This is a genomic window from Mycolicibacterium lutetiense (assembly GCF_017876775.1).
In the GTDB taxonomy this organism is placed as follows: Bacteria; Actinomycetota; Actinomycetes; order Mycobacteriales; family Mycobacteriaceae; genus Mycobacterium; species Mycobacterium lutetiense.
In genome coordinates this window covers 1,319,651-1,344,763 of record NZ_JAGIOP010000001.1, presented here as the reverse complement: position 1 = coordinate 1,344,763, position 25,113 = coordinate 1,319,651, and the positions used below count along the sequence as shown (strand labels likewise).

Below are 25,113 nucleotides of genomic sequence, written 5' to 3'. Positions count from 1 at the left end.
CTATCCCATGATCAATAGTGTTGCAATGGTGCACATTTCGCGCCGTGGCGGTGTTTGTCAGCCGTGTTCGTATCATCAGCGGGATAGGCGTGGATGAGTGCGGTGGTCAGCTTGGGTAGCACGTGGATGAGGTCGTGTTCGGCGTCGTGGGCGATGCGATGCGCCTGCACCAGCGTCAGCGCAGGATCGATGTCGAGCTCGGCGTCGGCATGCAGGCGGTGCCCGATCCAGCGCATCCGCACACTACGCACCCCCCGCACTCCAGCCAATGCCGCCAATGATCGCTCGGCGGCGTCAACGAACGCCGGATCCACACCGTCCATCAACCGGCGGAACACATCACGGGCCGCGGTGCGCAGCACTGCGATGATCGCCACGGTGATCACCAATCCGATGATCGGATCAGCCAGCGGGAACCCCAACGCGACACCGCCGGTGCCCAACACCACGGCCAGGGAGGTGGATCCGTCTGTGCGGGCGTGTAATCCGTCTGCCACCAGTGCTGCCGATCCGATCCGACGGCCGACGCGGATCCGGTACAGCGCCACCCATTCGTTGCCGATAAAGCCGATGACCCCGGCCGCGGCCACCCATCCGAGGTGGTCGATGGGTTGGGGATGAATCAGCCGCAGTACCGCCTCGTAGCCGGCGATGATCGCCGACAACGCGATCATCGCGACCACGAACACACCGGCCAGATCCTCAGCCCGGCCGTAGCCGTAGGTGTAGCGCCGTGTTGCGGCTTTGACACCCAACGCGAACGCGATCCACAGGGGGACCGCGGTCAACGCATCGGAGAAGTTGTGGATGGTGTCGGCGGCCAGCGCGATCGACCCCGAGATCACCACGATCACGATCTGGGCGATCGCGGTCACGCCCAGCACTAGCAGGCTGAACTTCACCGCGCGGATTCCGGCCGCGCTGGACTCCAGGGCGCTGTCGACACTGTCGGCGGAGTCGTGGCTGTGCGGGGCGAAGATCTCCGCGAGCACCCCACGCAGTCCGGCCCGATGACGATGCCCTGCCCCGTGATGGCGTGAATGGGCACGCTGCCCGCCGCCATGGCCATGGCGAGCGCCGTGGCCACCGGAAGACGCTGAGGCCGTTCCGGTTTCGCGGTCGTGGTCACTCATCGCTGACCCACCGTGCGCACGCCGGGGTCGTGGCGGTGATGGGCCGGCACGCCCGGGCCTGCGTGCTCAGCGTTGAACACCGCATCGACCACGAGTTGGCGCACATGCTCGTTTTCCAGGCTGTAGAAGATCGTGGTGCCCGCGCGTCGGGTGCGCACCAGGCGTGCCATCCGCAGTTTGGCCAAATGTTGCGACACCGACGGCGCTGGCTTACCCACCTGCTCGGCCAGCTCGGTCACCGAGCGTTCCCCCACGGTCAGCGCCCACAGCACCTGAATGCGGGTGACATCGGCCAGCATTCGGAACACCTCGACCACCAGGCCGGCCTGGTCCTCAGCGAGCGGCCCACTTATTCCGCTATCTGCATTCATACGCAGATAGTAGTGCAGTGGGCGTGGGCCGCGCTATGTGTCGGTGCGGGTCAGGGTTCTGGGGTGGGTTTCGTACATGCGTGCGGTGACGGCGCCGGGGTGTGTTCCCTTGCGCTTTCGGCGGCTATTGGGTGATGGGCACGTTCAGCTGGGCCAGCAGTTGGTGAACGCGTTGGTCGATTTGGTCGCGGATCGGGCGGACCGCGTCGAGGCCTTGGCCGGCCGGATCCGGCAGTTCCCAGTTCTCGTAGCGCTTTCCGGGGAAGATCGGGCAGGCGTCCCCACATCCCATGGTGATGACGACATCGGCAGCTTGCACGATCTCGTCGGTCCAGGGTTTGGGGTATTCGCCGCTGATGTCGATATCAACCTCGGCCATCGCCTCGATGGCGGCCGGGTTGATCTCGTTGCCGGGTTCCGAGCCGCCCGACCAGGCGATCGCGTTGTCGCCGGCGTAGTGGGTGAAGTAACCGAGGGCCATTTGGGAGCGGCCGGCGTTGTGGGTGCACAGAAACAGCACGGTGGGTTTGCCGTCGCTGAAGCTGTTTGCGAACTCGGTTTCCAGTCGGGTGACGGGGCTGTCAGTCATGGGGTGGGTTCCGTTCTGGTCGTCGAGCCAGTGGCGGGGAGGTGTTGGGAGGTGTGGTGGCCGAACCGTTTGCGTAGCGCCAGGGAGACATAGACCAGGGCGACCAGGACCGGCACCTCGATCAGCGGCCCGACCACGCCGGCCAGTGCTTGTCCGGAGGTGGCGCCGTATGTGGCGATGGCCACCGCGATGGCCAGTTCGAAGTTGTTGCCCGCGGCGGTGAATGCCAGGGTGGTGGTGCGCTCGTAGCCGAGATCCAAGATGGTGCCGAGCAGGTAGCCCCCACCCCACATGATCGCGAAATACGCCAGCAGGGGCAGCGCGATGCGGACTACGTCCAGGGGCCGGTTGGTGATCTGTTCGCCTTGCAGGGCAAAGAGAATCACGATGGTGAATAGCAACCCGTAGAGCGCCCACGGCCCGATCCTGGGCAGGAACGTCGACTCATACCAGTCGCGGCCTTTTGCCTTTTCGCCGATGCGGCGCGACAGGTAGCCGGCGGCCAGGGGGATGCCGAGGAAGATGAGCACCGACTTGGCGATCTGCCACGGTGATGTCGAAATGGTGGTTTGTTCCAGGCCGAGCCAGCCGGGCAGCACTGAGAGATAGAACCAGCCCAGCACGGCGAACATGATGACCTGGAAGATCGAGTTCAATGCGACCAGCACGGCGGCGGCTTCTCGGTCGCCGCAGGCCAGGTCGTTCCAGATGATGACCATGGCGATGCAGCGGGCCAGCCCGACGATGATCAGGCCGGTGCGGTATTCGGGCAGGTCCGGTAGCAGCAGCCAGGCCAGCGCGAACATCAACGCCGGGCCGAGCACCCAGTTCAGCAGCAGCGAGGAGAGCAGCAGTTTGCGGTCGCCGGTGACGGTGTCGAGGCGGTCGTAGCGCACCTTGGCCAGGACCGGGTACATCATGATCAACAAACCGAGGGCTATGGGCAGTGAAATCCCGTCGATCGCAACCTTTTCCAGTGCGGTGTTCAAACCCGGGATCCAGCGGCCCAGCAGCAGGCCGGCGACCATGGCGGCACCGATCCAGACCGGCAGGAACCGATCCAGGGTGGAGAGCTTACCGACCACCGGTGTTGACGTCGTGGCGGTGTCGGTCATGCCGGCACCCCCGCTGCCGCATCAACGCCGAGCAGCACGGTCAGGCTGGCCAGCGCTTCGGGTATCACCGCGTAATAGACCCACGACGCCCGGCGCTGTGAGGTCAGCAGGCCCGCATCGCGCAGCACCTTGAGGTGATGGCTCACCGTGGGTTGGGAGACCTCCACCCCGGCCGAGATGTCGCAGACACAGGCTTCGCCGCCGGCGCGGCTGGCGATCGCCGAGAACAACTGAAGGCGGACCGGATCGGCCAGGGCCTTGAGCTTGACCGCCATGTCGGTGGCCTGCGCCGCCGAGAGGGGTTCACGCAGCAGTGCCCCGGGTGGGCAGCACGCGTCGTCGATGGGATCCGATGATTTCGACATACATCGATATTGACAGTTATCGATACCGCCTGCAAGTGCGTGGTCGGTGAACACTGACTGCCGTCCGGCCGTTGGGTTTCGACGAGCGGAGAACCGCGACATGACGACCGCCACCTGGCCCAGACTGGGACGGCTAACAGCAGGATGTCGCCTTCGCCGTCTGGGGATCAGCGTCGTCTGCCGCGCTGCCGCCGCAGCAGACCCCACCCTCGCTCGGCTCGCCGTCAGCGAGCAGCTGCGGGCTGGTGCCGAACGTCTCGGAGTCGGACAGCACGGTGTAGACCTCCCACTTCTCGCCGGCCGGGCCGGTCACCCAGACCTTGTCCTGGGTGGCGAAGCAACACGTGGTGCCGATCTCCTCGTCGGTGAACAGGCCTTCACCGGTCAGTCGGGCGATCTCGGCATGCACCGTTTCGCTGGATTCGACCTCCACGCCGAGGTGGTTGATGGTGCCGCCCTTGCCAGGGTTTTCCAGCAGCACCAGCTTCAGCGGCGGCTCGGAGACCGCGAAGTTCGCGTAACCAGGCTTCACCTTGGCAGGGGTGGTGTTGAACAACTTGGAGTAGAACGTGATCGCCTCGTCGAGATCGTCGACGTTGAGGGCGAGTTGAACACGGGACATGAGGAACCTCCCACTAGGGCTGAGACATATATCGAACTGACGCGTCACGCTAGAATGCCACCTTTTCGATATATGTCAAGAACTGTGGCAAGATAGATGCCATGCCCAAAGCGCTGCCCGTGATCGACATGTCCGCCCCGGTGTGCTGCGCTCCGGTGGCCGCCGGGCCGCTCAGCGACGCCGATGCGCTGGAGGTGGCTATGCGGCTGAAAGCCCTGGCCGACCCGGTGCGGGTGAAGATCACGTCGCTGTTGTTCAGTTCGCGCCCCGGGGAGGAGACCAGCGGGGATCTCGCCGCGGTGCTCGGCCTAGCCGAATCCACGGTCAGCCATCACCTGGGCCAACTCCGCAAGGCCGGGTTGGTGATCTCCGATCGGCGCGGCATGAACGTCTTTCACCGGGTGAAACCCGAAGCCCTGCAGGCCTTATGCGTGGTGCTCGACCCGAACTGCTGCACCTAGCCCGCACGCCGACGTGAAACGTCAGCCCCCGGTATGACCGCCACCCGGCGCCGGCACCCACGGTAGGCCGGGGATCGTCGGATACGGGGCGGTGGGACTCCAGGGCGCCTGAGTGGTGGTCGGCGCCTGCGTGGTGGTCGTGGGCGGCTGCGTGGTGGTCGGCGGCTGCGTGGTCGTCGGCGGCGCTTCCGTCGTCGTCGGTGTAGGCGTCGTCTCGGCGGGCGGCGGGTCCTGCGTCACCGGCGGAGCCTCTGGAGCGGGCTGCTCGACCGTCTGGGTCACGGTGTGCGGGGCCGGCGCCTCGTGCGTGACGGTCTGCGGTGCCTGGTCGGTGACGGGTTCGTCGACCGGCACGGCAGGCGCCTGCTCGTCCGGGGCCGCCGTCGTCGACGTGACTGCCTTGGAGGTCGACGCCGGACGGGTGGGCTCGTCGCTCCCCATAACAGTCACCAACGCCGCCAGGACGACAACCAGCACGGCGGCGGCGCCGGCACCCAGAATCACGGGCGGACGGCGATACCAGGGCCGGGCTGCGATCTCGTCGCGTTCGGTCAGCTCGCGATCGCCGAACTCGAGTTGAGGTCGCGCCGTGGTCCGTCCGCCTGCGGCGTCGAATCCAGTGTCCAATCCGGTGTCGAAGTCGGCCCCGTAATCGTCGCCGTATTCCTCGGCGCGGTAGTCATCGACCGGCGCGACGTCAGGCAGGTGCTCAGCATCCGACCAGGCCAACGCCTGCGACGCCGCCGGAGGTTCGGGCGCCACCAAAGCCGCGGCCTGCGTTGGCGGGGCTGCCGCCGACGCCGGGGCCATGGCGGTTCTCCCGTCCTCCACGGTGCCGCGCACCGCGATCAGGCCACCGCCGATGGCCGGGGTCAGCTCCGGCTGGGCCGCGGTGATGACCGGCAGGCGGAGGTGTTCGGACAGCGTCGTCGTGATCGCGGGGATCCGGGCGCCCCCGCCGGTGGAGGCCACCGCCACCAGCTCGCCGGTGCGCAACCCGGTGCGCTCTATCGCACCCCCAAGGACGGACATGAACTCGCGCAGCGGTTGGGCGAGCACGTCATCGAGTTCGTTGCGGTTCAGCCGTACGTCGCTGCGGTGCCCCGGCAGTTCGGCGACCAGCGCCGTGACGGATTCGGTGGACAGCCGTTCTTTGCCGCGCCGGCATTCGGTGCGCAGACGACCGAGCGAGCCGATCGCCGAGGTGCTGGCCAGATCGATCGACCCGGCGGCGGACAGGTCGTTCACCACATGGGTGAGCAGACCCTGGTCGATCAGGTCACCGGACAGGTCGGAATGCCGAATGGTCGGGGCAATCGGCCTATACCCGTTGTCCGCGTCGGCGAGGGTGATGCTGGTTCCGCTGCCCCCGAAGTCACACACCGCGATCACGCCACGCGTCGGCACCCCGGGGTTGTCCTGGAGTGCGACCAGCGCTGCCACCGCGTCGGGCACCAGCACCGGATCACCGAAACCGCCGACAGCCGCCAGCTCGGTGCGCAGCGCCTCGACCTGGTTCGGCCGCCAATGCGCGGGATGGGTGACGGTGATCGGATCGGCGGGTGGTCGTCCCCCGGTCAGGGCGCGGAGCAGCGCCGCCAAGGCGTCGGCCAGCACGGTCTCGCCCCGGTGCGACGAGCCGTCGGGGGCGAGCATCCCGACCGGGTCCCCCACCCGTTCGACGAAGTCGGTGAGGATCAGACCGCGCTCGTTCAGGTTGGGGTTCTCGCTGGGTACCCCCACTTCGGCAGCCCGATGCGGGAAGAGCGTCAGCACCGGCGACCGCGTCACCGCGGCGCGGCCCACCACTACCGCTGTGAGGTTTGTCGATCCGATCGACAACCCGATCCCGTCAGCCATGTCACCCCGTTTCGAGAAGAACCCTATCCGGTAGTCCATCTCGTTTGACGCGGCGCGCGTTACCTAGCGAATGGTGCCGAACCCTGGAATCAGCGGTAGATCCAGAGGTGTGACCCATCCGGGCAAATGTTGATTCACCGCGGGTACGGCATTGAGGGCGCGCAGGCCGGTGGCCAGGCAGCCCGCGGCGGCGGCATCGCGGCCGGAGCAGTCGGTGAACCGGAACGCGGTCTCCTGGGAGATGCTCGGAGTGCCCTCGATGTCGACGCGGTAGACGTCGTTGTCGATTCCCGACGGCCAGTCCGGTGCCGCGTCCAGGCCGATCCGGTTGACGTGCTCGAGCTGGATCCGGTTCTCGCCGCGGTAGACACCGTTGATCGTGAACCGCACCGCAGCGACGTTGCCGGCCGGGATGATGCCCTTGGCCGACTTGCGTTCGTCCGGGGTGATCCATTTGTCCCACGTGGTGGTGATCTCGTCGAGTTCGATCCCCGCGGCGTGCGCGATCATCGGAACCGTTGCGCCCCAGGCGAAGATCAGGATGTCCGGGTTCTCCAGCAGGGCGCGGTGCTCAGGCGGTTTGCCGATGCCCATCTCGAACTCGTAGTCGCCGGTGTAATTGGTGTAGTCCAGGAGTTCTGATGCCCGCACCTGACGCACCTCCGAACACAGGCCCATCAGGGTCATCGGGAACAGGTCGTTGGCGAAACCCGGGTCGATCCCGGTGGTGAAGCACGACGCCCCGCCGGCCTCGCACGCCTCGGTGATGGGCTCGATCCAGTTGGGCGGGTTGAGGTGCATCTTGGGCCACACCCAGGGGGTCATCGCGGTGGAACAGACATCGATGCCGGCCCGCAGGAACCGGGTGATGACGTCGATGTTGACGTCGGCGTGGGCGGCGGTCGGCCCGTAGTGGACCAGCGCATCGGGCTTCAACGCGATCAGTGCGTCGATATCGTCGGTCGCGGTGATACCGACCGGGGCGCCCAGGCCACAGATCTCGCCGACGTCGCGGCCCACCTTCTCCGGATTGCTGACACCCACCCCCACCAGCTCGAACAAGGGATGTTTGACGATCTCGGCGATCACCATACTGCCCACAAAACCGGTGCCCCAGACCACAACTCGTTTCGTCACGGCGTTCACCTTAGGTGTACTACCTAGCTCCCCGTGGCGGTTCCGGCCAGCCCGTCGGCAGATGTTCGCACGGTGATACCGGTCACACCCGGCATCGATATCGTGCGGCCGCATGTCCTTAGTAATCGATCGGTTCGCACAGCTTCGAACTCACCACGAGAGGGACTCCGATGAGCACAACCACACTGGCCGGACGACGCGCACTGGTGACCGGCGGATCCCGCGGAATCGGCGCAGGGATCGTGCGGCGGCTCGCCGCTGACGGCGCCGCGGTGGCGTTCACCTACGGGGCCTCTGCCGCCGAGGCCGACAAGCTGGTCGCCGAGTTGAGCGCAGACGGCGCGAAGGTCGTCGCGATCCAGGCTGACAGCGCCGATCCGGCACAGGTGTCGAATGCCGTCGAGGAGGCGGTGGGTGCGCTCGGCGGATTGGACGTGCTGGTCAACAATGCCGGAACCGCCTACCTGGCACCGATCGACGAGTTCCCGCAGGAGCAGTTCGACCGGCTGGTCGCCATCAACATCGGTGGGGTGTACTCGGCCATCCGCGCTGCGGTCAGCCATCTCGGTCAGGGGTCCCGGATCATCAACATCGGCAGCATCAACGCCGATCGGGTGCCCACCGGTGGAACCGCCGTGTACGCGATGACCAAGGGGGCGGTTTCCTCCCTGACGCGCGCGCTGGCACGTGACCTTGGGCCCCGCGGCATCACCGTCAACAACGTGCAACCGGGTCCGATCGCCACCGACATGAACCCTGACGAAGGTGAATTCGCCGATGTCGTAAGGCAAACGACCGCGCTGGGACGCTACGGGCATACCAGCGACATCGCGGCCGTGGTGAGCTTCCTGGCCGGCCCGGAGTCGGGCTACGTCACCGGGGCGAACTGGAACGTCGACGGCGGCTTTACCGCCTGATCGCTCACAGGTTGATCGGATCCGGCCGCTGCGGCTTCTTGGACGTGTCCTTCAGCTTCGACTTGAATTGCATTGCCCGGTAGGGCCACCCGGTGTCCGTGCGCCACTGTGAGACCACCAGTCCGACACCGCCGGTGATGCCGAAGCGGGAGCCCGGCAGCAGGTAGCCGCCGTACAACTGGGCTACCTTGCTGTCCGCGTGGTCCTCGGCGTCCCACGACGATCCGGTGATCGGTGTCTGGACTCCGGTGGTGTACATGTTGGCCACCGGAGAGGACACCACCCGGTAGCCCAGTGCGTAGGACGACGCCAGGAATCCGCCTAGCACCCATCTGCCCGGAGCGGTGCGGCGGAAGGTCAGCTCACCCCACGTCTCGTCCGGCGGGGTGATCGGCGTGGCCTGACGCCCCCACTGCCACCGTCCGTTGGCGAACCCCCAGCTGGAGTACTGCGACCGTCGGCCGATCTGATCGGGGCGGACCCGCATCAGGATGATGCCCTTGTCCCGTTGGAATCCCGTTGCCACCACGTACACCCAACCGTCGTGGGGATCGAAGTCCCACGACCAGCATTGGGCATGGCCATCGTGCAGATCCGCCGGGAACTTCGCCTCTTCACCCAGATGGGTCCATGACACCCCGCTGTCGTCGGAGCGCCATATCTCGGTCCAGATGACCGTGCCGAAGCCATGATTGACGATCGCGTGCAGGTACAGCGAGTCGCCGACCCGCAGCAGATCCGACGGGATCACGGTGCTGATGCCACCGCGCCGCCACCCGGATGCCTCGTCGTCGTGGAGGTAGTGCCACAGCTGCCGCGCGTACTCGGGGTCTGCTCCCCCGGCGGATTCGTAGACGATCTCGTGGTTGGCGTCGCCGGTGCCGATCAGGACCACCGGTGAGCGCCAGTCGCCCTTCCCGACACGACTGCCGGAGAACGTGTCCCCGAAGACCGACACCAACTTGCCGTTGGGCGCGATGATCGACGCACCCAGATCGGTGGCGGTCACCCCGAACCGGTCAGTGCGTCCCGGACCGGTGATGTCGCATACCTTGCCATCGATCAGCGGGACGGCACCGCTCATATGCACAAGCGCAGGCCCCAGGTCTGACAATTCATCGGATAAAGGTTGTTCGGAATCGGCAGGGGCCGATCGAATTTCAACGTGAACGGAAAGGTGTGGACCGCCGGTGCCAGGGTGCCGCCGCAGGCCTCGTTGTTGGCCACGCTGCGGGTGCCCGTGAGCGCCACGTCGTCGAACTTGTAGGTCTCGTTGATCGGCTCCCAGCTGCCGTCCTTGCACTGGATGCCCTCGAGCACCGCAGTCGAAAAGACCCACTGTCCGCCCGTCAGCCGGGCGTCGCCGCCCTTGGTGCCACGTGTCGACTCGACGTGCAACCGGCACGCCACGGCCAGTTCGAGAGGCTCACGCAGATCGCCCACCGTCGGGACGCACGACGGGTAGATGGACCAGGTCTCATTACCCAGCCCTTCCTGCGTGTAGTTGTAAACACCCTGCATCACGGGTTCTGCGTGGGCCGGGCTCGCCGACCCCACACCGAGCCCCGTCGCGGCGGCGATTGTCAGGGCGGCTGCTGCTGCCATGCGCTTGAAGGTCACAATGGGTGAGTATCGCAGTCTTCATCAGCGCCGTCACCGGTATGGGTAGGGACACCTCAGACCGGGCCATGTGACGGCCCTAGCGGGTGAGCGCACGAACGGATCGCCCGCGGTGATCCTGGAGAGATCGTGACCGCACGACCAGCGGCTAAAGCGTTGGCAGCAGTCCTGGTGTTCCTGCTGGCTGCCTGCTCGGCGGCGTGTTCGACGGGCAGCCGCGTCAACCTGGGCGACGAAGCGTCGGGCAACCTCATCGCGGCCATCGCGGGCGAACCCGATCAACTCGACCCGCACCGGACCAGTGCCTACTTCTCGTTCGAGGTGCTGGAGAACGTCTTCGACACGCTGGTCGAACCGGACGAGAACCTGCAGATGCGGCCGGCACTGGCCCGAACCTGGGACGTCAGCGACGACCAACTGGCGTGGACCTTTCACCTGCGTGACGGCGTGCGCTGGCATGACGGCACACCGCTGACCGCTGACGACGTGGTGTATTCCTACCGGCGAATCATCGATGAGCAGTTGACCAACGTCGACAAGTTCAGTGCGGTCAGCAGCGTCACCGCGCTCGATCCGGCGACCGTGCGGGTCACGGTCCGCCATCCCACCCCGAACCTGTTGACCAACCTCGGCGGGTTCAAGGGGATGGCGATCGTGCAACGGGCCAATGTCGAGAGCGGCCAGATCGCCACCCATCCGATCGGCACCGGCCCGTTCTCGTTCGCCGGACGCCGCAGCGGCGACTCGATCACACTGAAAGTGAACCCGAACTATTGGGGAGGGACTCCCCCGGTATCCGGGGTGACGTTCCGGTTCATCTCCGAGGCGACGACGGCGCTCTCGGCGCTGCAGGCCGGCGAGATCGACTGGACGGATGCGGTACCACCACAGCGGGTAGCCCAGTTGCGCAACGACGATTCGCTGACGCTGGCGGTCACGCCGGGCAACGACTACTGGTACCTGGCGCTCAACGAGGCCCGGCCGCCTTGGAACGACCCCCGGGCGCGTCAGGCCATCGCGTACGGCATCGACCGGGAAGCGATCGCCGCGGCTACCAGCTACCGCACCGCCGAAGTCAATCAACTCGCGATCCCGCGCGGCAGTCCGTGGTTCACCGATTACCACCGGTACGACTACTCCGTAGAGACAGCCCGTGGCCTCCTCCGAGAAGCCGGTGCCGCCCCGCACGATCTGGACATGTTGGTGACCAGTGAGTACCCCGAGACGGTGACGGCAGCCCAGATCATCGCCGACAACCTTGCGCCGCTTGGTATCACCGTGAACATCCGCACCGTGGACTTCGCGACCTGGCTGGACGAGCAGAACACCGGCCACTTCGACATGCTGATGATGGGCTGGCTGGGCAACATCGACCCGGACGACTTCTACTACGCCCAGCATCACTCGCACGGCACCAGCAACGCCCAGAAGTTCGCCGACCCCGAGGTCGACCGGCTGCTCGACGCCGGCCGCACCGAAACCGATGCCGCCAAGCGAAAAGACCTCTACGCCAAGGCTGCAACCCGGATCGCGGATCAGGCCAGCTACATCTACCTGTACAACCCGTCGGTGATCCAGGCCTGGGCCGACAATTTGTCGGGGTATCAGGTGCGCCGCGACGGTGCCGTCCGGTTCCGCACCGCCGATCTTGACCGAGGGGAAACCCGGTGACCAAGAAGGCATTGCGGAGTTCTCCGATCCTGGCGTTCCTGGGTCGGCGGCTGCTCTACTCGGCGGTGGTGCTCATCGGGGTTCTGATTGTGGTATTTGCCTTGGTGCACCTGGTGCCGGGTGATCCGGTCCGGATTGCCCTGGGCACCCGCTACACCCCGCAGGCCTACGACGCACTGCGTGCGGCCAGCGGGATGGACCGACCCATCGTCGAGCAGTTCTTCTCCTATCTGGGCTCGGCACTGACCGGTGATCTCGGGGTCAGTTTCCGCAACGGCGACCCGGTCACCGTCACCCTCCTCGACCGACTGCCGGCAACGTTATCCCTCGGGGTGGTCGGCATCCTCATCGCCCTGGCGATCGCGCTGCCCGCCGGGATCTTCGCGGCGCTGCGGGAGGGCCGGGTCAGCGATGCGCTCGTGCGGATCGCGAGCCAGTTCGGCGTATCGATACCGGATTTCTGGTTGGGCATCCTGCTGATCGGTTTGTTCGCCTCGACGCTGGGCTGGTTGCCGACCTCGGGATACCGGCCGCTCCTGACTGACCCGGGCGGTTGGCTGCGCCACATCGTTCTGCCCGGACTCACGGTCGGACTGGTGGCCGGCGCGATCATGACGCGCTATGTGCGCTCCGCGGTGCTGGAGGTCGCCGCCATGGGTTATGTCCGAACCGCCCGGTCGAAGGGCCTACCGCCGCCGGTCGTCACCTTCCGTCACATCGTGCGCAACGCCCTGCTTCCGGTGTTGACCATCACCGGAATCCAGTTGGCCACGATCCTGGGAGGCGTGATCGTGGTGGAAGTGGTGTTCGCCTGGCCCGGCCTTGGCCGGCTGGTGTTCAATTCCGTTGCGGCACGCGACTATCCGGTGATCCAGGGCGCGGTGCTGTTGATCGCGGTGTTGTTCCTGGTGATCAACCTGCTGGTGGATGTGCTGTATGCGATCGTCGACCCGAGGATCCGGCTGTCATGACGTCCACCACGTCGCGGGTGCCGTCCTGGCGGTTGTTGTTGTCGAATCCGGTGACGGCGATCAGCGCCGGGTTGCTTCTGGCCGTGCTCGTCATCGCGGTCGCCGCCACCTGGATCGCGCCCTACGGCATCAACGACATCGACGTGCCCAGCGCGCTGCAGGGCCCCGGCGCCGCCCACTGGTTCGGCACCGATGAGCTTGGCCGCGACGTGTTCTCGCGGGTGCTGGTGGCGATCGCCGCGTCGCTCCGGGTCGCGGTGGTCTCGGTGGCACTGGCCGCGGGGATCGGCGTGATGGTCGGTGTGCTCGCCGGTTACCGGGGCGGCTGGATCGATACCGTGGTGATGCGTGTCGTCGACGTGATGTTCGCCTTTCCCGTGTTGTTGCTCGCGCTGGCGATCGTGGCGGTCCTCGGCCCCGGCATCACCACCACGATGCTGGCCATCGGGATCGTCTACATCCCGATCTTCGCGCGGGTGGCCCGGGCCTCGGCGCTGGGCGTGCGGGTGGAACCATTCGTCGCGGTGTCACGGAGCATGGGCACCGGTGACGGCTACATCCTGATCCGGCACATCCTGCCGAACATCGCCGGTCCGTTGATCGTTCAGCTCTCCCTGTCCCTGGCGTTCGCGATCCTGGCCGAGGCCGCACTGTCGTTTCTGGGACTGGGTATCCAGCCGCCGCAGCCGTCGCTGGGCCGGATGATCTTCGATGCCCAGGGATTTGTCACGCTGGCCTGGTGGATGGCGGTGTTTCCGGGCGCGGCGATCTTCGTGATGGTGTTGGCGTTCAACCTGTTCGGCGACGGGCTGCGCGATGTGCTCGATCCCAAACAACGCACCGCGATCGAGGCGAGAAGGGCGGGGCGGCAGTGAAATCGGCAATGGGCCCTGTCCTCCATGCGCACGACCTGCGGGTGGCGATCGGCCGCCGCGAGATCGTGGCGGGCGTGTCGTTCGAGGTCCATCGTGAGCAGACGATGGGCATCGTCGGCGAGTCCGGGTCGGGCAAGTCGATGACGGTGCTGGCCGCCACCGGCCTGTTGGACGCACCGGGTGCGGTGGTCTCCGGTGCCAGCACGCTGGCCGGTGGCGCCCAACTGATCGGCGCCTCGGCCCGCGCACTGCGCGCGGTGCACGGCAGCCGGATCGGGTTCGTCTTCCAAGATCCGGGGACGTCGCTGAACCCACTGCTGACCGTGGAACGTCAGATCACCGAAACCCTTGAGACACATCGCAAGATGACCCGTCGTCGGGCCCACGCCCGCGCGGGTGAGCTGCTCGAGGCGGTCGGGCTGCCCCAGGAGCGCCTCGATGCCTACCCGCATCAACTGTCCGGCGGGCAACGCCAGCGGGTGATGATCGCGATCGCCCTGGCCTGCGATCCGGAACTGCTCATCGCCGACGAACCGACCACCGCGCTCGATGTCACCACCCAGGCCCAGATCATCGATCTCGTCGGCGATCTGCAGCGCCAGTTCGGCACCGCGGTGGTGTGGATCAGCCACGACCTCGGGGTCATCGGCCAGGTCGCCGACGAGGTCACCGTGCTCCGCGACGGTGCGGTCATCGAGCAGGCACCGATCCTGCAGGTGTTCGATCACCCGCAGCACCCGTATACCCGCGAACTGCTGGCCGCCCGCCCTTTGCTCGACGGCCCCAGACCTGACCCCGCCCCGGCCGACACCCCGGTTCTGTTGCAGGCCAACGAGCTTGAGGTGCGCTACGGCTCAGTCCGGGCCGTCAAGGACGTCTCGTTTCAGCTCCGACGGGCGACGACGCTGGGGATCGTCGGCGAATCGGGGTCGGGCAAGTCGACGGTGGCTGCCGTCCTGACCGGGCTGGCCACACCGTCGGTAGGTACGGCAACGCTGGCCGGGGATGACGTACTGGCAGGCGGGCGGGAACTGCGCCGTCGGATCAGCCTGGTGTTCCAGGACCCGTTCGCCTCACTCGATCCGCGGGCCCGGGTCAGCTCGGCGATCGGCGAGCCGCTGCGCGTGCACCGGTTGACCTCGGGACGGCAGGCTCGCGCCGGGCGGGTCGTCGAACTGCTCGAACTTGTGGGCCTGCCAACCGATTTCGCGTCCCGCTATCCGCACGAACTGTCCGGAGGGCAACGCCAACGCGTCAGCATCGCCCGGGCGCTGGCCACCGAACCCGACGTGTTGATCCTCGACGAGTCCACCGCATCGTTGGACGTGTCGGTGCAGTCACGGGTGCTCGACCTGTTGTCGGATCTGCAGCGCGAGCTGGGCCTGACCTATCTGTTCATCGCACACGATCTGGCGGTGGTGCACCGGATGTGCCATGAGGTGCTGGTGATGCGGGCCGGCGAGGTGGTCGAATACGGCCCCGCCGCCGAGTTGTTCAGCGCACCACAGCACGCCTACACGCGCACCCTGCTGGCCGCGGTTCCGCCGGCCGGGCCGCGTGAGAAGGTGTGAACCATGACTGCTCTGGATGGAAAGGTCGCATTGGTCACCGGTGCCTCATCGGGACTCGGCGCGGCGGTGGCCCAATTGTTCGCTGCACGTGGGGCGAAGGTGTTCGGGGTGGCCCGGGACGCCGAACGGATGGCCACGGTGTTCGAGGATGTGCCCGGCGGGGCCTACGCGTCGGTGGACATCTCCTCCTCGGAGGCCTGCCGGGACGCGGTGGCGCAGTGCGTAGAGAAGTTCGGCCGACTCGACGCACTGATCAACGTCGCGGGATTTCACCAGATGCGGCACACCGTATCGGTGACCGACGAGGACTGGGACAAGGATCTCGCGGTCAACCTCAACGGGCCGTTCTTCCTGTGCCGGGCGGCGCTGCCGCAGCTGTTGGAGGCCGGCGGCAACATCGTCAACGTCGCGTCCATCGCGGGCATCGAGGGCGAGGTTTACTCCGCGGGGTATTGCGCGGCCAAGCACGGACTCGTCGGGCTGACCCGTGCCCTGGCCATCGAGTTCACCTCGGAGCGTCTCCGCGTCAACGCGGTGTGCCCGGGCGGCATGCTGACCCCGCAGACCACCGAGTTCGCCGCACCGGAGGACGCCGACTGGAATCTGATCATGAGGATCGCCGCACCCCGCGGAATGATGGACGTGGCTGATGTCGCCAAGACCATCGCGTTCCTGGCCAGTGACGACGCGTCCGCCGTACACGGTGCGGTCTACATCGTCGATGCCGGTAAGACCGCGGGATGAGCACCTCCCGCTAGCCGCCGGGCACCACCAGGACCGGCCGGTATGTGCGCTGCAACGTCGCTGCTGCCACGCTGCCCAGCACCACCTTCTTCAACGCCGACCGGCCGCGTGAACCCACCACCACGACACCGGCCCGTTGATCGTCGGCAAAAGCCACCAGTGCATCGGCGGTGGCGCCGGCGCCGGATCCACGGAACCTGGGCACGCGATGCCCGGGCTGGGCAGCGGCGACGTCGACCGCACTGCCGTCGTCCACCCCGACCGAGATCACTTCACGGTCGGGGAACAACGCGCCGGCCGCGGCCAGCGCCCGATCGGAACCGGCCGAGCCGTCGATGCCGACCACGACCGGCCCGTCGGCGACCGCGTCGTATTCAGCGGAGATCATGTTCTGGGACACCACGAGCACCGCGCGGGGTGAGTGGTGCACCACCAGGTCCGACACGCTGCCCATCTTCGAGTCGCTGGCGCCTGCGCCGCGGGCTCCGACGATCAGAACATCGGGTTCAAGTTGCTCGGCCACCTGTGCCAGCCCCAGGCCTTCTCCCGCCCAGGTGCGCTTGACCAGCGCTTCGGGATTCCAGCCGGCGGCCCGGGCCAGGATCACGCCGGTGTCGACCAGGCGCGCGGCCTCATGCTCGCTTTCGCTGTCGACGAGATCGATCAACTCGTCGACGTTGCGCGCGGAGTGCCGCAACCGGGCCCTCAGCCCCTTGCTGCCGAACGGTGGCGTGCACAGATAGACGACGACCGCATCGGCGGCCGGGAACAGCGCAGCACCGTTGTTGATCGCCGCGGTAGCCGCCAGCGACCCGTCATACCCGAGCACTACCTTCATTTGCGTCCCTTTGTTCCGTACGTGCGGTCCGGTATTCGTGCGTCCGATTCCAGACTAATCGGCCGCAGACAGGTAGCCGACTACGCTAGTTACCGTTGTGGTTATGCGCGCAAGCTGAGCGCATGGACGCCACTGTTCACGGGTTGTCCCAGCGCAGGAAGCCCGTCGCTGTCGCCCCCGACGTCATCGCCCGCGACGCCGGGGCTGAACTTCGTCATCAGACCTTCAGGCGCTGGGTACTCAGCGCGGCCGTGGTCAGCGCCGGTGGCGTCGGGGTAGTCGGCGCCTTCCTGGCCTTCGCGGCCCCCATCGTGCTGAGCCCGGCGGACACCCACCGTTTGCTGACGCGCGGCGGCGCGGTACTCATCGTGTTCCTCGCAGTCGCGGTCCCGGTGATGATGCGGGTGCGGCGCCACCGGTTCGCCGCCGGCACCGCCTGGCTCAGCGAGGGCCGCCGGCCCACCCCACGGGAACAGCGAATGACGCTGGGCGCCTCCGGGGAGGCGGTGCGGTTGTCGGCCGCGGTGTGGGGTGTCGGCGCGGTGATCTTCGGCTCGCTGGCGCTCAGTCAGCAGGTGACTACCGCGGTGTACATCTTCAGCGTCGTGGCATTGGGCGGTATCTCGACGAGCGCGGTCTGGTACCTGATCGTCGAGCGGGTCATGCGGCCGGTGTCGGCTCGTGCCCTCGACGGCACCACGCCGGACCGGCGATTCGGGCCGACGATCGGGCGCAGGCTGGTGATGGCCTGGCTGTTGGCCACCGGGGTGCCGCTGATCGGCGTCGCCGTACTAGCGGTCGGCTACCTCGCAAACGTCGGCTTCCGGGCCCAACGCAGCTTCGCGGCCATCCTGATCCTGGTGGCGGTGGCGATCGTGGTCGGACTGTTCGCGATCCTGATCGCCATCCGGTCGGTCACCGAGCGTGTCACCGCGTTGCGCCGGGCCCTGGCCCAGGTTCAGGCAGGCGACTTCACTGCGCGGGTCGAGGTCGACGACGCCAGCGAGATCGGGCGACTGCAAGCCGGTTTCAACACCATGACGGCGGGCCTGGCCGAACGGGAACGCATCCGCGACGCCTTCGGCACCTACGTGGATCGCGATGTGGCCGAACACATTCTGCGCGCCTCCGGGTCGGTGCAAGCCCAGGAGGTGGACGTCACGCTCATGTTCGTCGACGTCCGCGGATTCACCACGCTCGCCGAGCAGTTGCAGCCCACCGAGGTCGTCACCACGCTCAACCGGCTGTTCGAGCGGATCGTCCCGATCGTGCACGACCACGGCGGCCACGTCGACAAGTACGCGGGCGACGGCCTCATGGCCGTCTTCGGCGCGCCCCGGCACCAGGACCGGCACGCCGACGACGCCCTTGGCGCAGCGTTACAGATCGCCGACGCCGTTCACGACGAGTTCAGCGGCACGCTGTCGGTGGGCGTCGGGCTGAACTCAGGGCCGGTGGTCGCCGGAAATGTCGGCGGCGCAGGCCGTTTGGAGTTCTCGGTGATCGGTGACGCGGTGAACATCGCCTCCCGGGTGGAATCCGCCACCCGTCAGACTGGCGACACCGTGCTGCTCACGGCGGCCACGCTGAGTCAACTCACCGGTGACCGAGGCGGTTTCGAGGCCCGCCCGGGGCTGTCCCTCAAGGGCAAAGCCAATCCGGTGGACGTCTACGCCCCGGTTGCCGCAAGCACCACCGCGGTGAAAACCGCCTCCTGAGCGCGTCAGCGCCGGCCGTACTCCAGAGGCGGTTCAGACGAATCGACGTGGCCGTTACTGCTGATGGTGAGTCCGTCGGGCCCGACCTCATAGCGTGCACCGTCGGCGGGATTGGTCGCCACGAAACCGTTGCCGGAACGCTCGGCCGTGGGGATCTGGAGATTGGCACCGTCGCTGAGACGCTCACCGCGGTAGGAGAAGGAATCGCTGCCGCTCTGGCAGATCACCGCCAGCGAGGACGCGGTCCGGATCACCGCAGCGGGGGTGGTTCCCTCGACGCAGCGCGCGGTGTGGTCGATGAAGCCCTGCTCGTCGGTGCCGCTCACGTCGGCCGTCGCCGAACCGGCCTTGGTGGTGCTCGTCGGCGCTTCGGACGTCGAGCTCGGCGAAGACGGTACGGCCAGCGTCTCGCGGGTGGAGGCGCCATCGCCGCCACTGGCCAGAACCGCGGCCAGCACGGCGGCAATCCCGAACAGGCCCACCGACACCACGATCAGGATCACCTGGGTCCGGCTGAACCGCGCTGTACGCACGGGGGCCGGCGGTACCTGGGGTGGGGGCGGCGCCGGCGGATACGGGGTGAAACCGGTGTGATCCGGGTTCGGGTAGATCGAGGAGAACTCGCGGGTTCCCGGTGTGCTCGGCGGCGGTGCCGGTCGCGGCGGTGGTGCCGGTGCCGGTGCTGCAACCGAACTGGCAGAGCCGACCACCGCGCGGGCAGCTTTGGCCAGTTCACCGGCGCTGGAATAGCGATCCACGGCGTCCTTGGCCATGCCCTTGGCGACCACCTCGTCGAATGCGCGCGGTATGCCGCGTCGCATGATGCTGGGCCGCGGCGCCGGCGCGAACATGTGCGCACTCATCAGCTGGCGCAGATCACCGGTCTCGAAAGGTGGCCGGCCGATCAGCATCTCGTAGAGCAGGCAGGTCAGCGCATAGACGTCGGCGGCCGGTCCGACCGGGCCGCCGGAGAACCGCTCGGGCGCCATGTAGGCGCTCGATCCGATCAGCATGCCCGTCATCGTGACGCTCGCCTCACCCCCGACGTGAGCGATACCGAAATCCACCAGGTAGGCGAAATCGTCGGGGGTGAGCAGCACGTTCTCCGGCTTGATGTCGCGGTGCACCAAGCCGTCGGCGTGCGCAGCGTCCAGCGCCGCAGCCACCTGCGTGACGATCGCGGTGGCGCCTTCCGGGGTGAGCGGGCCGTTGGTCCGCAGCAGTTCCTTGACGCTGGCACCCTCGACCAGGCGCATGTCGATGTACAGGACGCCGTCGATCTCCCCGAAATCGTGCACCGGGATGACGTGGGGTTCCTGCAGCCGGGCCGCCACCCGGGATTCACGCCGGAACCGCTCCTGAAAGTTCGCGTCTGCGGCGATCTCGGTGCGCAGCAGTTTGACCGCCACCATGCGTTCCTTGACCGTGTCGTAGGCGCGGTACACCTCGCCCATGCCACCCACACCGATCAACGATTTCAGCTCGTAGGGTCCGAACCGGGTGCCGAGGCGCGAGGCACCAGGGGGCGGGGTCATTGCGCGATCCTTTCCGGTTGCGCCAAGCCCCCGGGTCGGGGGCGGGCACATCTGACCTATCGGACTGATCTCGATGACGAGGATAGTTCGACTTTGGCCCGGCCCGCCGCGACCGGTGTCCGGGACCCGTCAGCCGAACGACGAGTGCGGGGCCCCCATACCCGGGTCGATCTTCGTCGGCCCCGAGGCCGAAGGCGCGATCGGGAAATCGAAGATCGCCGTCGGGATGTACACCGTCGCACAGGCATTCGGGATGTCGACCACGCCGGACAGGCGCCCCTCGATGGGTGCGGCGCCCAACAGCAGGTACGCCTGCTCGGGGCTGTAGCCGAATTTCGTCAGATATTCGATCGCGTGCAGGCAGGCTCGCTGGTAGGACAGGTGCGAGTCCAGGTAGCGCTGCTCACCATCGAGGGTGACCGAGGTGCCGGAGAAGGCGATCCATTCGGAGTACTGCGGGTCGGTGTTGCCGGGCATGAATATTGCGTTCTCACTCACACCGTAGGTCTCCATGCCGCCGGGGATGACGTCGACGCGCAGGTCGATGAAGCCGCCCATCTCGATGGCACCGCAGAAGGTGATCTCACCGTCGCCCTGCGAGAAGTGCAGGTCGCCGACCGAGAGGTTCGCCCCGTCGACGAACACCGGATAGAACACCCGGCTGCCCTTGGTGAGGTTCTTGATGTCCTGGTTGCCGCCGTTCTCCCGCGGCGGTGCGGTGCGGGCCGCCTCGGCAGCGGCCGTGGTGAAGGCATCACCGGCCAGCCCGCCGAGGATCGCGTCACGCGGTTCGGGCGGCAGGGCCAGCGGCGGCACCCGGTCGGGGTCGGTGGCGATCAGGGCGGCCTCGCGGCTGTTCCACTTCGCGAGCAGCCCGGTCGAGGGCGCGGTGCCCATCAGGCCGGGGTGCACGATGCCGGTGAACTCGACGTGCGGGACGTGGCGTGAGGTGGCCTTCTGGCCGGAGAAATCCCAGATCGCCTTGTAGGCGTCGGGGAACTGCTCGGTGAGGAATCCGCCGCCGTTCTGGGTGGGAAAGATGCCCGTGTAGCCCCAGCCCTGGCCGGCCAGCGGCCCGGAATCCTCCTGCGGGATGGGGCCGACGTCGAGGATGTCGACGATCAGCAGGTCACCCGGTTTGGCACGCCTCGACGGCGATCGGGCCGGAGAGGACGTGCACCGTGGTCAGCGGTGCGTTGAGGATGTCGTCGGCGGAATCGTCGTTGACGATGGCACCGTCGAACCACTCGCGGCAGTGCACCCGGAACGAGTCGCCCTTCTTGACCGTCACCGCCGCCGGGATGTCAGGGTGCCAGCGGTTGTGGCCCAGCTTCTCCTGATCGGTGAACTTCTTGGTCGAGTCGAGCGGGAACACAACATCAGGCATTGGTACTCCTTCAGGACTTCAGGGACGGGGCAACTTCTGATGGAGCGGGTTGGTGGTGATCTTCTGCCGCCGGCCGCCGGATGGCAGTCCGGCCACCACGGCAGGACGGTCGGCCGACGCTCGTGTTGTGTCCTGTAGCGCCATGGCGGTCGAGGGGCCGCGGCCCAGGTTCGGCGAGGAGATCATGCGGCGGGCAGGCCCCCCGCAGTCCGGGCAGTCGATGGCGTCTGGGCGGGCATTCATCGAAAACCGCTGCTCCGTGGAAGCGCAGCCAGACTCACAACGAAACACGTAGAGCACCAACAGTTTTCCTCACTGTCCGAGCGGTCAGGCATCTGCGACGTTACTCGAGTAGTCCGGCTCAACGCGGCGGTTTGCAGTCACTATGTGGCAGCGATCCGCCGCGTAAAGGGTTATCCACAGATCACCGTAGTGCTCTGGTGGCGGTCGCGCCGCTCGACAAGTATCGAAGCGTGGACATCGACGATGCGCTCCGCCAACAGGACGGGGTGATCTCGCGTCGACAGGCGCTGGCTGCGGGTTTTCAGGAGCATGAGATCCGGCGGTTGCTCCGGCGCAACGAGTGGGCGCGGGTGTCTGCGGGCGTCTACGTCGATCACACCGGCCCGCCGACCTGGTCGCAACGCACCTGGGCTGCAGTGCTTTACGCGGCACCGGCGGCACTGTGCCTCGAATCGGCCTTGGGCGCCGAAACGTCCCTCATCCATGTCGCCATCGAGCGACAACGGTCGACATTGACTGAGCCGGCCGGCGTCCGCATTCACCGCGTCGCACACCTCCAAGAGCGTGCGCTGTGGAACGTCGGGCCGCCGCGGATGCGTTACGAGGACGCCGCACTCGACGTCGCCTGCCGGGCCGGCTCAGAACTCGATGCCATTGCAGTCCTGGCCAATGCCTGCCAATCGCGTCGAACGACCGCACAGCGGCTGCTGCAAGCCCTCGATTCACGGGGGCGGCTCCGCCGTCGCCGATGGCTGCGGGCGGTACTGCTCGATATCGCCGACGGCACATGCTCGGTGCTTGAGCACGGCTATCTCGTTCGTGTCGAGCGAGCGCATGGTTTGCCGCGGGCCACGCGACAGAAGCGGTCCGCCTCATCGGTGGGTGTCTGCTATCGCGATTCAGAGTACGGCGAACGGCTGGTGGTCGAACTCGATGGCCGCCTGTTCCACGACTCGGTGGCCGCGCGGAACCAGGATTTCGAGCGGGATCTCGACGCCGCAGTCGACGGCCGGTCCACCGTCAGGCTGTCCTACGCGCAGGTTTTCGACCGGCCATGTCAGACCGCCGGCAAGATCGCTGCGGTGCTGCAGCGGCACAGGATCGAGGTATCCGGCCGACCGTGCGGGCCGGCGTGCGGGTTCGAGCTGCTCGACCGCGCCGCATAGCCGTCGCTGCGGCGGATTGCAGTCACGATCGAGCAGCAATCCGCCGCCCAACTGCGGAAGCGGGTGCGGCGTGGATGGACGCGGGCGACGCCCGACTGCGGTAGCTTCACGCAGGTCCGTCGGCAGATGAGGAGGGACCCGGTGAACCAGGTCAAGCCGTTCTCGCCCTCGATCGACTGGAGCAGCGAGCTGCTGCACTCCCTGTGGTGGCTCGCCCAGGCCTGGACCATCACGGCGGTCTGCACTCTGGCCGTGCTGACCCTCATCGCTCGTTTCACCACCTGGGGCCACCAGTTCTGGGCCGTCACCGGTGCCTATTTCACCGGGAGACACAGCCTCAAGCCGTGGCTGACATTGGCGGCGATCTTGTTGTCGGTGATCATCAACGTGCGACTGTCGGTGTTGTTCAGCTATCAGGGCAACGACCTGTTCACCTCCGCCCAGGTCGCCGTCGAGGGCTTGGCCATTGGCAATGACGAGGTGAGAAGCTCAGGGATCAAGGGCTTTTGGATTGCCCTGGCGACCTTTATGGTGTTGGCCGCGATCCTGGTCACCCGGGTGCTGGTCGACCTGTTCATGACGCAGCGCTTCATGCTGGCTTGGCGCGCCTGGCTGACCGACCGGCTCACCGGGGACTGGCTCGACGGCCGTGCGTACTACCGGTCCCGGTTCATCGACAAGACCATCGACAACCCCGATCAGCGCATCCAGGCCGACATCGATGTGTTCACCGCGCTCTCGGGCCCGCAGCCCAATACCCCGCATCAGACCAGCAACGGCACGCTGCCGTTCGGCGCGATCTCGTCGATCGTCTCGGTCATCTCGTTCACTTCGATCCTGTGGAACCTCTCGGGTGAGCTCAACCTCTTCGGTGTCGAGATACCGCGCGCGATGTTCTGGTCGGTGTTCGTCTATGTCGCGTTCGCCACCGTGATCGCGTTCGCGCTCGGTCGTCCGCTGATCCGGCTGTCGTTCAACAACGAGAAGTTCAACGCCGCTTTCCGTTACGCGTTGGTGCGGCTGCGCGATGCGGCCGAGTCGGTCGCGCTCTACCGCGGTGAGAAGGTCGAGCGGTCCCAGCTGCGGGAACGCTTCACGGCCGTCGTCGACAACTACAAGCACTTCGTCAACCGGACCATGGCCTTCACCGGCTGGAACCTGTCGATGAACCACATCATCATTCCGCTGCCGTGGATGTTGCAGGCCCCGCGATTGTTCACCGGCCAGATCCAGCTCGGGACGGTCAATCAGTCGGTGGCCGCCTTCGGTGCCATCCAGGACGCGTTGTCGTTCTTCCGAAATTCCTATGACACGTTCGCGGGTTACCGCGCCTCGATCATCCGCCTGTACGGCCTGGTGACCGCCGACGAGCAGAGCCGCGCGCTGCCCAAGTTGGACGTCGCCGAGCTTTCCGAAGGCGCCGACAACCTGGTCGAACTCGACGACGTGGAAGTGCGCAACCCGGCCGGTGAGCAGTTGATCGACGATCTCACGCTGTCCCTGGCCACCGGCGAGGCGCTGATCATCACCGGCAAATCGGGGACCGGCAAGACCACCCTGCTTCGCAGCATCGCCCAGCTGTGGCCCTACGCCTCAGGCTCCGTGCGGTGCCCCCAGGGCGACAACGAAACGCTGTACCTGTCGCAAGTGCCCTACATTCCGTTGGGCGATCTGCGGACCGTGGTGTCCTACCCGCACCAGCCCGGAGAATTGCCCGATAAGGCGCTGCGAGATGCCCTGCTCGCGGTCGCGCTGCCGCGCTACGTCGACCGGCTCGACGAGGACGCCGACTGGGCCAAGGTGCTGTCCCCCGGCGAACAGCAGCGCGTCGCATTCGCCCGGCTGCTGCTGACCAAACCCAAGGTGGCGTTCCTGGACGAGGCGACCTCGGCGCTCGATGAACCACTGGAGTTCATGATCTACAGCCTGATCCGTCGCGAGCTGCCCGACACTGTGTTGGTCAGCGTCACCCACCGCGCCACCGTGCACCGCCATCACAACACCCACCTGGAACTGCTCGGCGAGGGACAGTGGCGGCTGGGCCGCGTCGGCGAGGTCGACTCGGTCGGCGTGTAGCTCGGTGGTGGGGAAAGCTGGCGCCCCACCGCCCCGCCCCGTCTGGTAAGACGGTGGGAACGACACGACGTAGTAAGGTCAGCCTTCGCACAGTGCCCGACCGTTGCATCGTGCTCTCCCCACCGACC

At 66.9% G+C, this 25,113-nt stretch carries 22 protein-coding genes and 2 pseudogenes; 10 read left to right on the top strand and 14 right to left on the bottom strand.

The window, feature by feature from the left end:
- Window positions 1–11: 11 nt before the first annotated feature.
- The 6 genes and pseudogenes from JOF57_RS06420 to JOF57_RS06395 form a co-directional block, all read right to left on the bottom strand.
- Complete coding sequence (locus tag JOF57_RS06420) at window positions 12–1,133, bottom strand: cation diffusion facilitator family transporter (RefSeq protein WP_209914947.1); 1,122 nt, start codon at window positions 1,131–1,133, stop codon at window positions 12–14.
- Window positions 1,130–1,504 (bottom strand): ArsR/SmtB family transcription factor, encoded by a 375-nt coding sequence (locus JOF57_RS06415; protein ID WP_209914944.1) that lies wholly within the window; start codon window positions 1,502–1,504, stop codon window positions 1,130–1,132. The genes JOF57_RS06420 and JOF57_RS06415 overlap by 4 nt, the downstream gene beginning before the upstream one ends.
- A 124-nt stretch (window positions 1,505–1,628) precedes the next feature.
- Window positions 1,629–2,042, bottom strand: a pseudogene (locus JOF57_RS06410) (arsenate reductase ArsC); the annotation flags it as partial.
- A 47-nt stretch (window positions 2,043–2,089) separates the two neighbouring features.
- Entirely contained in the window at window positions 2,090–3,208 is a 1,119-nt protein-coding gene (arsB, locus tag JOF57_RS06405; protein WP_209914942.1) for an ACR3 family arsenite efflux transporter, read from the bottom strand.
- On the bottom strand, window positions 3,205–3,573 hold the full coding sequence (locus JOF57_RS06400) for an ArsR/SmtB family transcription factor (protein ID WP_209914939.1): 369 nt from the start codon (window positions 3,571–3,573) through the stop codon (window positions 3,205–3,207). The genes arsB and JOF57_RS06400 overlap by 4 nt, the downstream gene beginning before the upstream one ends.
- Before the next feature lie 133 nt (window positions 3,574–3,706).
- The gene (locus JOF57_RS06395; protein WP_209914936.1) at window positions 3,707–4,195 is read right to left on the bottom strand and encodes an ArsI/CadI family heavy metal resistance metalloenzyme; all 489 of its coding nucleotides are present in this window, start codon (window positions 4,193–4,195) and stop codon (window positions 3,707–3,709) included.
- A gap of 101 nt (window positions 4,196–4,296) precedes the next feature.
- Here JOF57_RS06395 and JOF57_RS06390 point away from each other — a divergent pair, with 101 nt between their 5' ends.
- A complete protein-coding gene (locus JOF57_RS06390; RefSeq protein WP_209914933.1) occupies window positions 4,297–4,656 on the top strand; it encodes an Rv2640c family ArsR-like transcriptional regulator in 360 nt (119 codons plus the stop codon).
- A gap of 21 nt (window positions 4,657–4,677) precedes the next feature.
- Here JOF57_RS06390 and JOF57_RS06385 read toward each other — a convergent pair whose 3' ends face one another.
- Together JOF57_RS06385 and JOF57_RS06380 are read right to left on the bottom strand one after the other, a co-directional pair.
- Entirely contained in the window at window positions 4,678–6,516 is a 1,839-nt protein-coding gene (locus tag JOF57_RS06385) for an Hsp70 family protein (protein ID WP_209914930.1), read from the bottom strand.
- A 63-nt stretch (window positions 6,517–6,579) separates the two neighbouring features.
- A complete protein-coding gene (locus JOF57_RS06380; protein WP_307869971.1) occupies window positions 6,580–7,662 on the bottom strand; it encodes an NAD(P)H-dependent amine dehydrogenase family protein in 1,083 nt (360 codons plus the stop codon).
- 161 nt (window positions 7,663–7,823) lie between these two features.
- Here JOF57_RS06380 and JOF57_RS06375 point away from each other — a divergent pair, with 161 nt between their 5' ends.
- Window positions 7,824–8,570, top strand: coding sequence for a 3-oxoacyl-ACP reductase family protein (locus tag JOF57_RS06375; protein WP_209914927.1), 747 nt, complete (start codon window positions 7,824–7,826; stop codon window positions 8,568–8,570).
- Window positions 8,571–8,574: 4 nt separating this feature from the next.
- Here JOF57_RS06375 and JOF57_RS06370 read toward each other — a convergent pair whose 3' ends face one another.
- Window positions 8,575–9,654: a glycoside hydrolase family 183 protein gene (locus JOF57_RS06370; RefSeq protein WP_209914924.1), complete on the bottom strand. Its 1,080-nt coding sequence runs from the start codon at window positions 9,652–9,654 to the stop codon at window positions 8,575–8,577.
- Window positions 9,651–10,175 carry a hypothetical protein gene (locus JOF57_RS06365; RefSeq protein WP_209914922.1) on the bottom strand — a complete coding sequence of 175 codons (525 nt, stop codon included), beginning with the start codon at window positions 10,173–10,175 and terminating at the stop codon, window positions 9,651–9,653. The genes JOF57_RS06370 and JOF57_RS06365 overlap by 4 nt, the downstream gene beginning before the upstream one ends.
- A 171-nt stretch (window positions 10,176–10,346) precedes the next feature.
- Between JOF57_RS06365 and JOF57_RS06360 the strand changes: the two genes are divergently transcribed.
- The 5 genes from JOF57_RS06360 to JOF57_RS06340 are packed head-to-tail and all read left to right on the top strand — an operon-like array spanning window position 10,347 to window position 16,022.
- Window positions 10,347–11,861 (top strand): ABC transporter substrate-binding protein, encoded by a 1,515-nt coding sequence (locus JOF57_RS06360; protein ID WP_209915870.1) that lies wholly within the window; start codon window positions 10,347–10,349, stop codon window positions 11,859–11,861.
- Window positions 11,858–12,832 (top strand): ABC transporter permease, encoded by a 975-nt coding sequence (locus tag JOF57_RS06355; RefSeq protein WP_209914919.1) that lies wholly within the window; start codon window positions 11,858–11,860, stop codon window positions 12,830–12,832. Before JOF57_RS06360 ends, JOF57_RS06355 begins: the two co-directional genes overlap by 4 nt.
- On the top strand, window positions 12,829–13,707 hold the full coding sequence (locus tag JOF57_RS06350) for an ABC transporter permease (RefSeq protein WP_209914916.1): 879 nt from the start codon (window positions 12,829–12,831) through the stop codon (window positions 13,705–13,707). The genes JOF57_RS06355 and JOF57_RS06350 overlap by 4 nt, the downstream gene beginning before the upstream one ends.
- 8 nt (window positions 13,708–13,715) lie before the next feature.
- A complete protein-coding gene (locus JOF57_RS06345; RefSeq protein WP_209914913.1) occupies window positions 13,716–15,278 on the top strand; it encodes a dipeptide ABC transporter ATP-binding protein in 1,563 nt (520 codons plus the stop codon).
- Window positions 15,279–15,281: 3 nt separating this feature from the next.
- Window positions 15,282–16,022: an SDR family NAD(P)-dependent oxidoreductase gene (locus JOF57_RS06340; RefSeq protein ID WP_209914910.1), complete on the top strand. Its 741-nt coding sequence runs from the start codon at window positions 15,282–15,284 to the stop codon at window positions 16,020–16,022.
- A 10-nt stretch (window positions 16,023–16,032) separates the two neighbouring features.
- On the opposite strand, the gene JOF57_RS06335 is transcribed toward JOF57_RS06340, so the two are convergent.
- Entirely contained in the window at window positions 16,033–16,860 is an 828-nt protein-coding gene (locus tag JOF57_RS06335; protein ID WP_209914907.1) for a universal stress protein, read from the bottom strand.
- Window positions 16,861–16,982: 122 nt separating this feature from the next.
- On the opposite strand from JOF57_RS06335, the gene JOF57_RS06330 reads away from it, so the two are divergent.
- Window positions 16,983–18,578, top strand: a complete 1,596-nt coding sequence (locus JOF57_RS06330) for an adenylate/guanylate cyclase domain-containing protein (protein WP_234937737.1) — start codon at window positions 16,983–16,985, stop codon at window positions 18,576–18,578.
- A 5-nt stretch (window positions 18,579–18,583) separates the two neighbouring features.
- Here the strand turns inward: JOF57_RS06330 and JOF57_RS06325 are convergent, their stop codons facing one another.
- The 3 genes and pseudogenes from JOF57_RS06325 to JOF57_RS06315 all read right to left on the bottom strand — a co-directional run bounded on the left by JOF57_RS06325 (window position 18,584) and on the right by JOF57_RS06315 (window position 21,743).
- The gene (locus tag JOF57_RS06325) at window positions 18,584–20,113 is read right to left on the bottom strand and encodes a serine/threonine-protein kinase (protein ID WP_209914903.1); all 1,530 of its coding nucleotides are present in this window, start codon (window positions 20,111–20,113) and stop codon (window positions 18,584–18,586) included.
- A 129-nt stretch (window positions 20,114–20,242) separates the two neighbouring features.
- Window positions 20,243–21,500 (bottom strand): annotated as a pseudogene (fmdA, locus tag JOF57_RS06320) (formamidase).
- A gap of 18 nt (window positions 21,501–21,518) precedes the next feature.
- A complete protein-coding gene (locus tag JOF57_RS06315; protein WP_234937736.1) occupies window positions 21,519–21,743 on the bottom strand; it encodes an FmdB family zinc ribbon protein in 225 nt (74 codons plus the stop codon).
- 197 nt (window positions 21,744–21,940) lie between these two features.
- Between JOF57_RS06315 and JOF57_RS06310 the strand changes: the two genes are divergently transcribed.
- Together JOF57_RS06310 and JOF57_RS06305 are read left to right on the top strand one after the other, a co-directional pair.
- Window positions 21,941–22,909 carry a type IV toxin-antitoxin system AbiEi family antitoxin domain-containing protein gene (locus JOF57_RS06310; RefSeq protein ID WP_407666541.1) on the top strand — a complete coding sequence of 323 codons (969 nt, stop codon included), beginning with the start codon at window positions 21,941–21,943 and terminating at the stop codon, window positions 22,907–22,909.
- A gap of 141 nt (window positions 22,910–23,050) precedes the next feature.
- On the top strand, window positions 23,051–24,985 hold the full coding sequence (locus JOF57_RS06305) for an ABC transporter ATP-binding protein/permease (RefSeq protein WP_307869970.1): 1,935 nt from the start codon (window positions 23,051–23,053) through the stop codon (window positions 24,983–24,985).
- The last annotated feature ends 128 nt before the right edge of the window (window positions 24,986–25,113 follow it).

Bases quoted from the DNA above. Each gene is read 5' to 3' on its own strand.
- JOF57_RS06420 (WP_209914947.1), bottom strand. From the start codon at position 1,133: ATGAGTGACCACGACCGCGAAACCGGAACGGCCTCAGCGTCTTCCGGT.
- JOF57_RS06415 (WP_209914944.1), bottom strand. From the start codon at position 1,504: ATGAATGCAGATAGCGGAATAAGTGGGCCGCTCGCTGAGGACCAGGCC.
- arsB (WP_209914942.1), bottom strand. From the start codon at position 3,208: ATGACCGACACCGCCACGACGTCAACACCGGTGGTCGGTAAGCTCTCC.
- JOF57_RS06400 (WP_209914939.1), bottom strand. From the start codon at position 3,573: ATGTCGAAATCATCGGATCCCATCGACGACGCGTGCTGCCCACCCGGG.
- JOF57_RS06395 (WP_209914936.1), bottom strand. From the start codon at position 4,195: ATGTCCCGTGTTCAACTCGCCCTCAACGTCGACGATCTCGACGAGGCG.
- JOF57_RS06390 (WP_209914933.1), top strand. From the start codon at position 4,297: ATGCCCAAAGCGCTGCCCGTGATCGACATGTCCGCCCCGGTGTGCTGC.
- JOF57_RS06385 (WP_209914930.1), bottom strand. From the start codon at position 6,516: ATGGCTGACGGGATCGGGTTGTCGATCGGATCGACAAACCTCACAGCG.
- JOF57_RS06375 (WP_209914927.1), top strand. From the start codon at position 7,824: ATGAGCACAACCACACTGGCCGGACGACGCGCACTGGTGACCGGCGGA.
- JOF57_RS06370 (WP_209914924.1), bottom strand. From the start codon at position 9,654: ATGAGCGGTGCCGTCCCGCTGATCGATGGCAAGGTATGCGACATCACC.
- JOF57_RS06365 (WP_209914922.1), bottom strand. From the start codon at position 10,175: ATGGCAGCAGCAGCCGCCCTGACAATCGCCGCCGCGACGGGGCTCGGT.
- JOF57_RS06350 (WP_209914916.1), top strand. From the start codon at position 12,829: ATGACGTCCACCACGTCGCGGGTGCCGTCCTGGCGGTTGTTGTTGTCG.
- JOF57_RS06345 (WP_209914913.1), top strand. From the start codon at position 13,716: ATGGGCCCTGTCCTCCATGCGCACGACCTGCGGGTGGCGATCGGCCGC.
- JOF57_RS06340 (WP_209914910.1), top strand. From the start codon at position 15,282: ATGACTGCTCTGGATGGAAAGGTCGCATTGGTCACCGGTGCCTCATCG.
- JOF57_RS06335 (WP_209914907.1), bottom strand. From the start codon at position 16,860: ATGAAGGTAGTGCTCGGGTATGACGGGTCGCTGGCGGCTACCGCGGCG.
- JOF57_RS06330 (WP_234937737.1), top strand. From the start codon at position 16,983: ATGGACGCCACTGTTCACGGGTTGTCCCAGCGCAGGAAGCCCGTCGCT.
- JOF57_RS06325 (WP_209914903.1), bottom strand. From the start codon at position 20,113: ATGACCCCGCCCCCTGGTGCCTCGCGCCTCGGCACCCGGTTCGGACCC.
- JOF57_RS06315 (WP_234937736.1), bottom strand. From the start codon at position 21,743: ATGAATGCCCGCCCAGACGCCATCGACTGCCCGGACTGCGGGGGGCCT.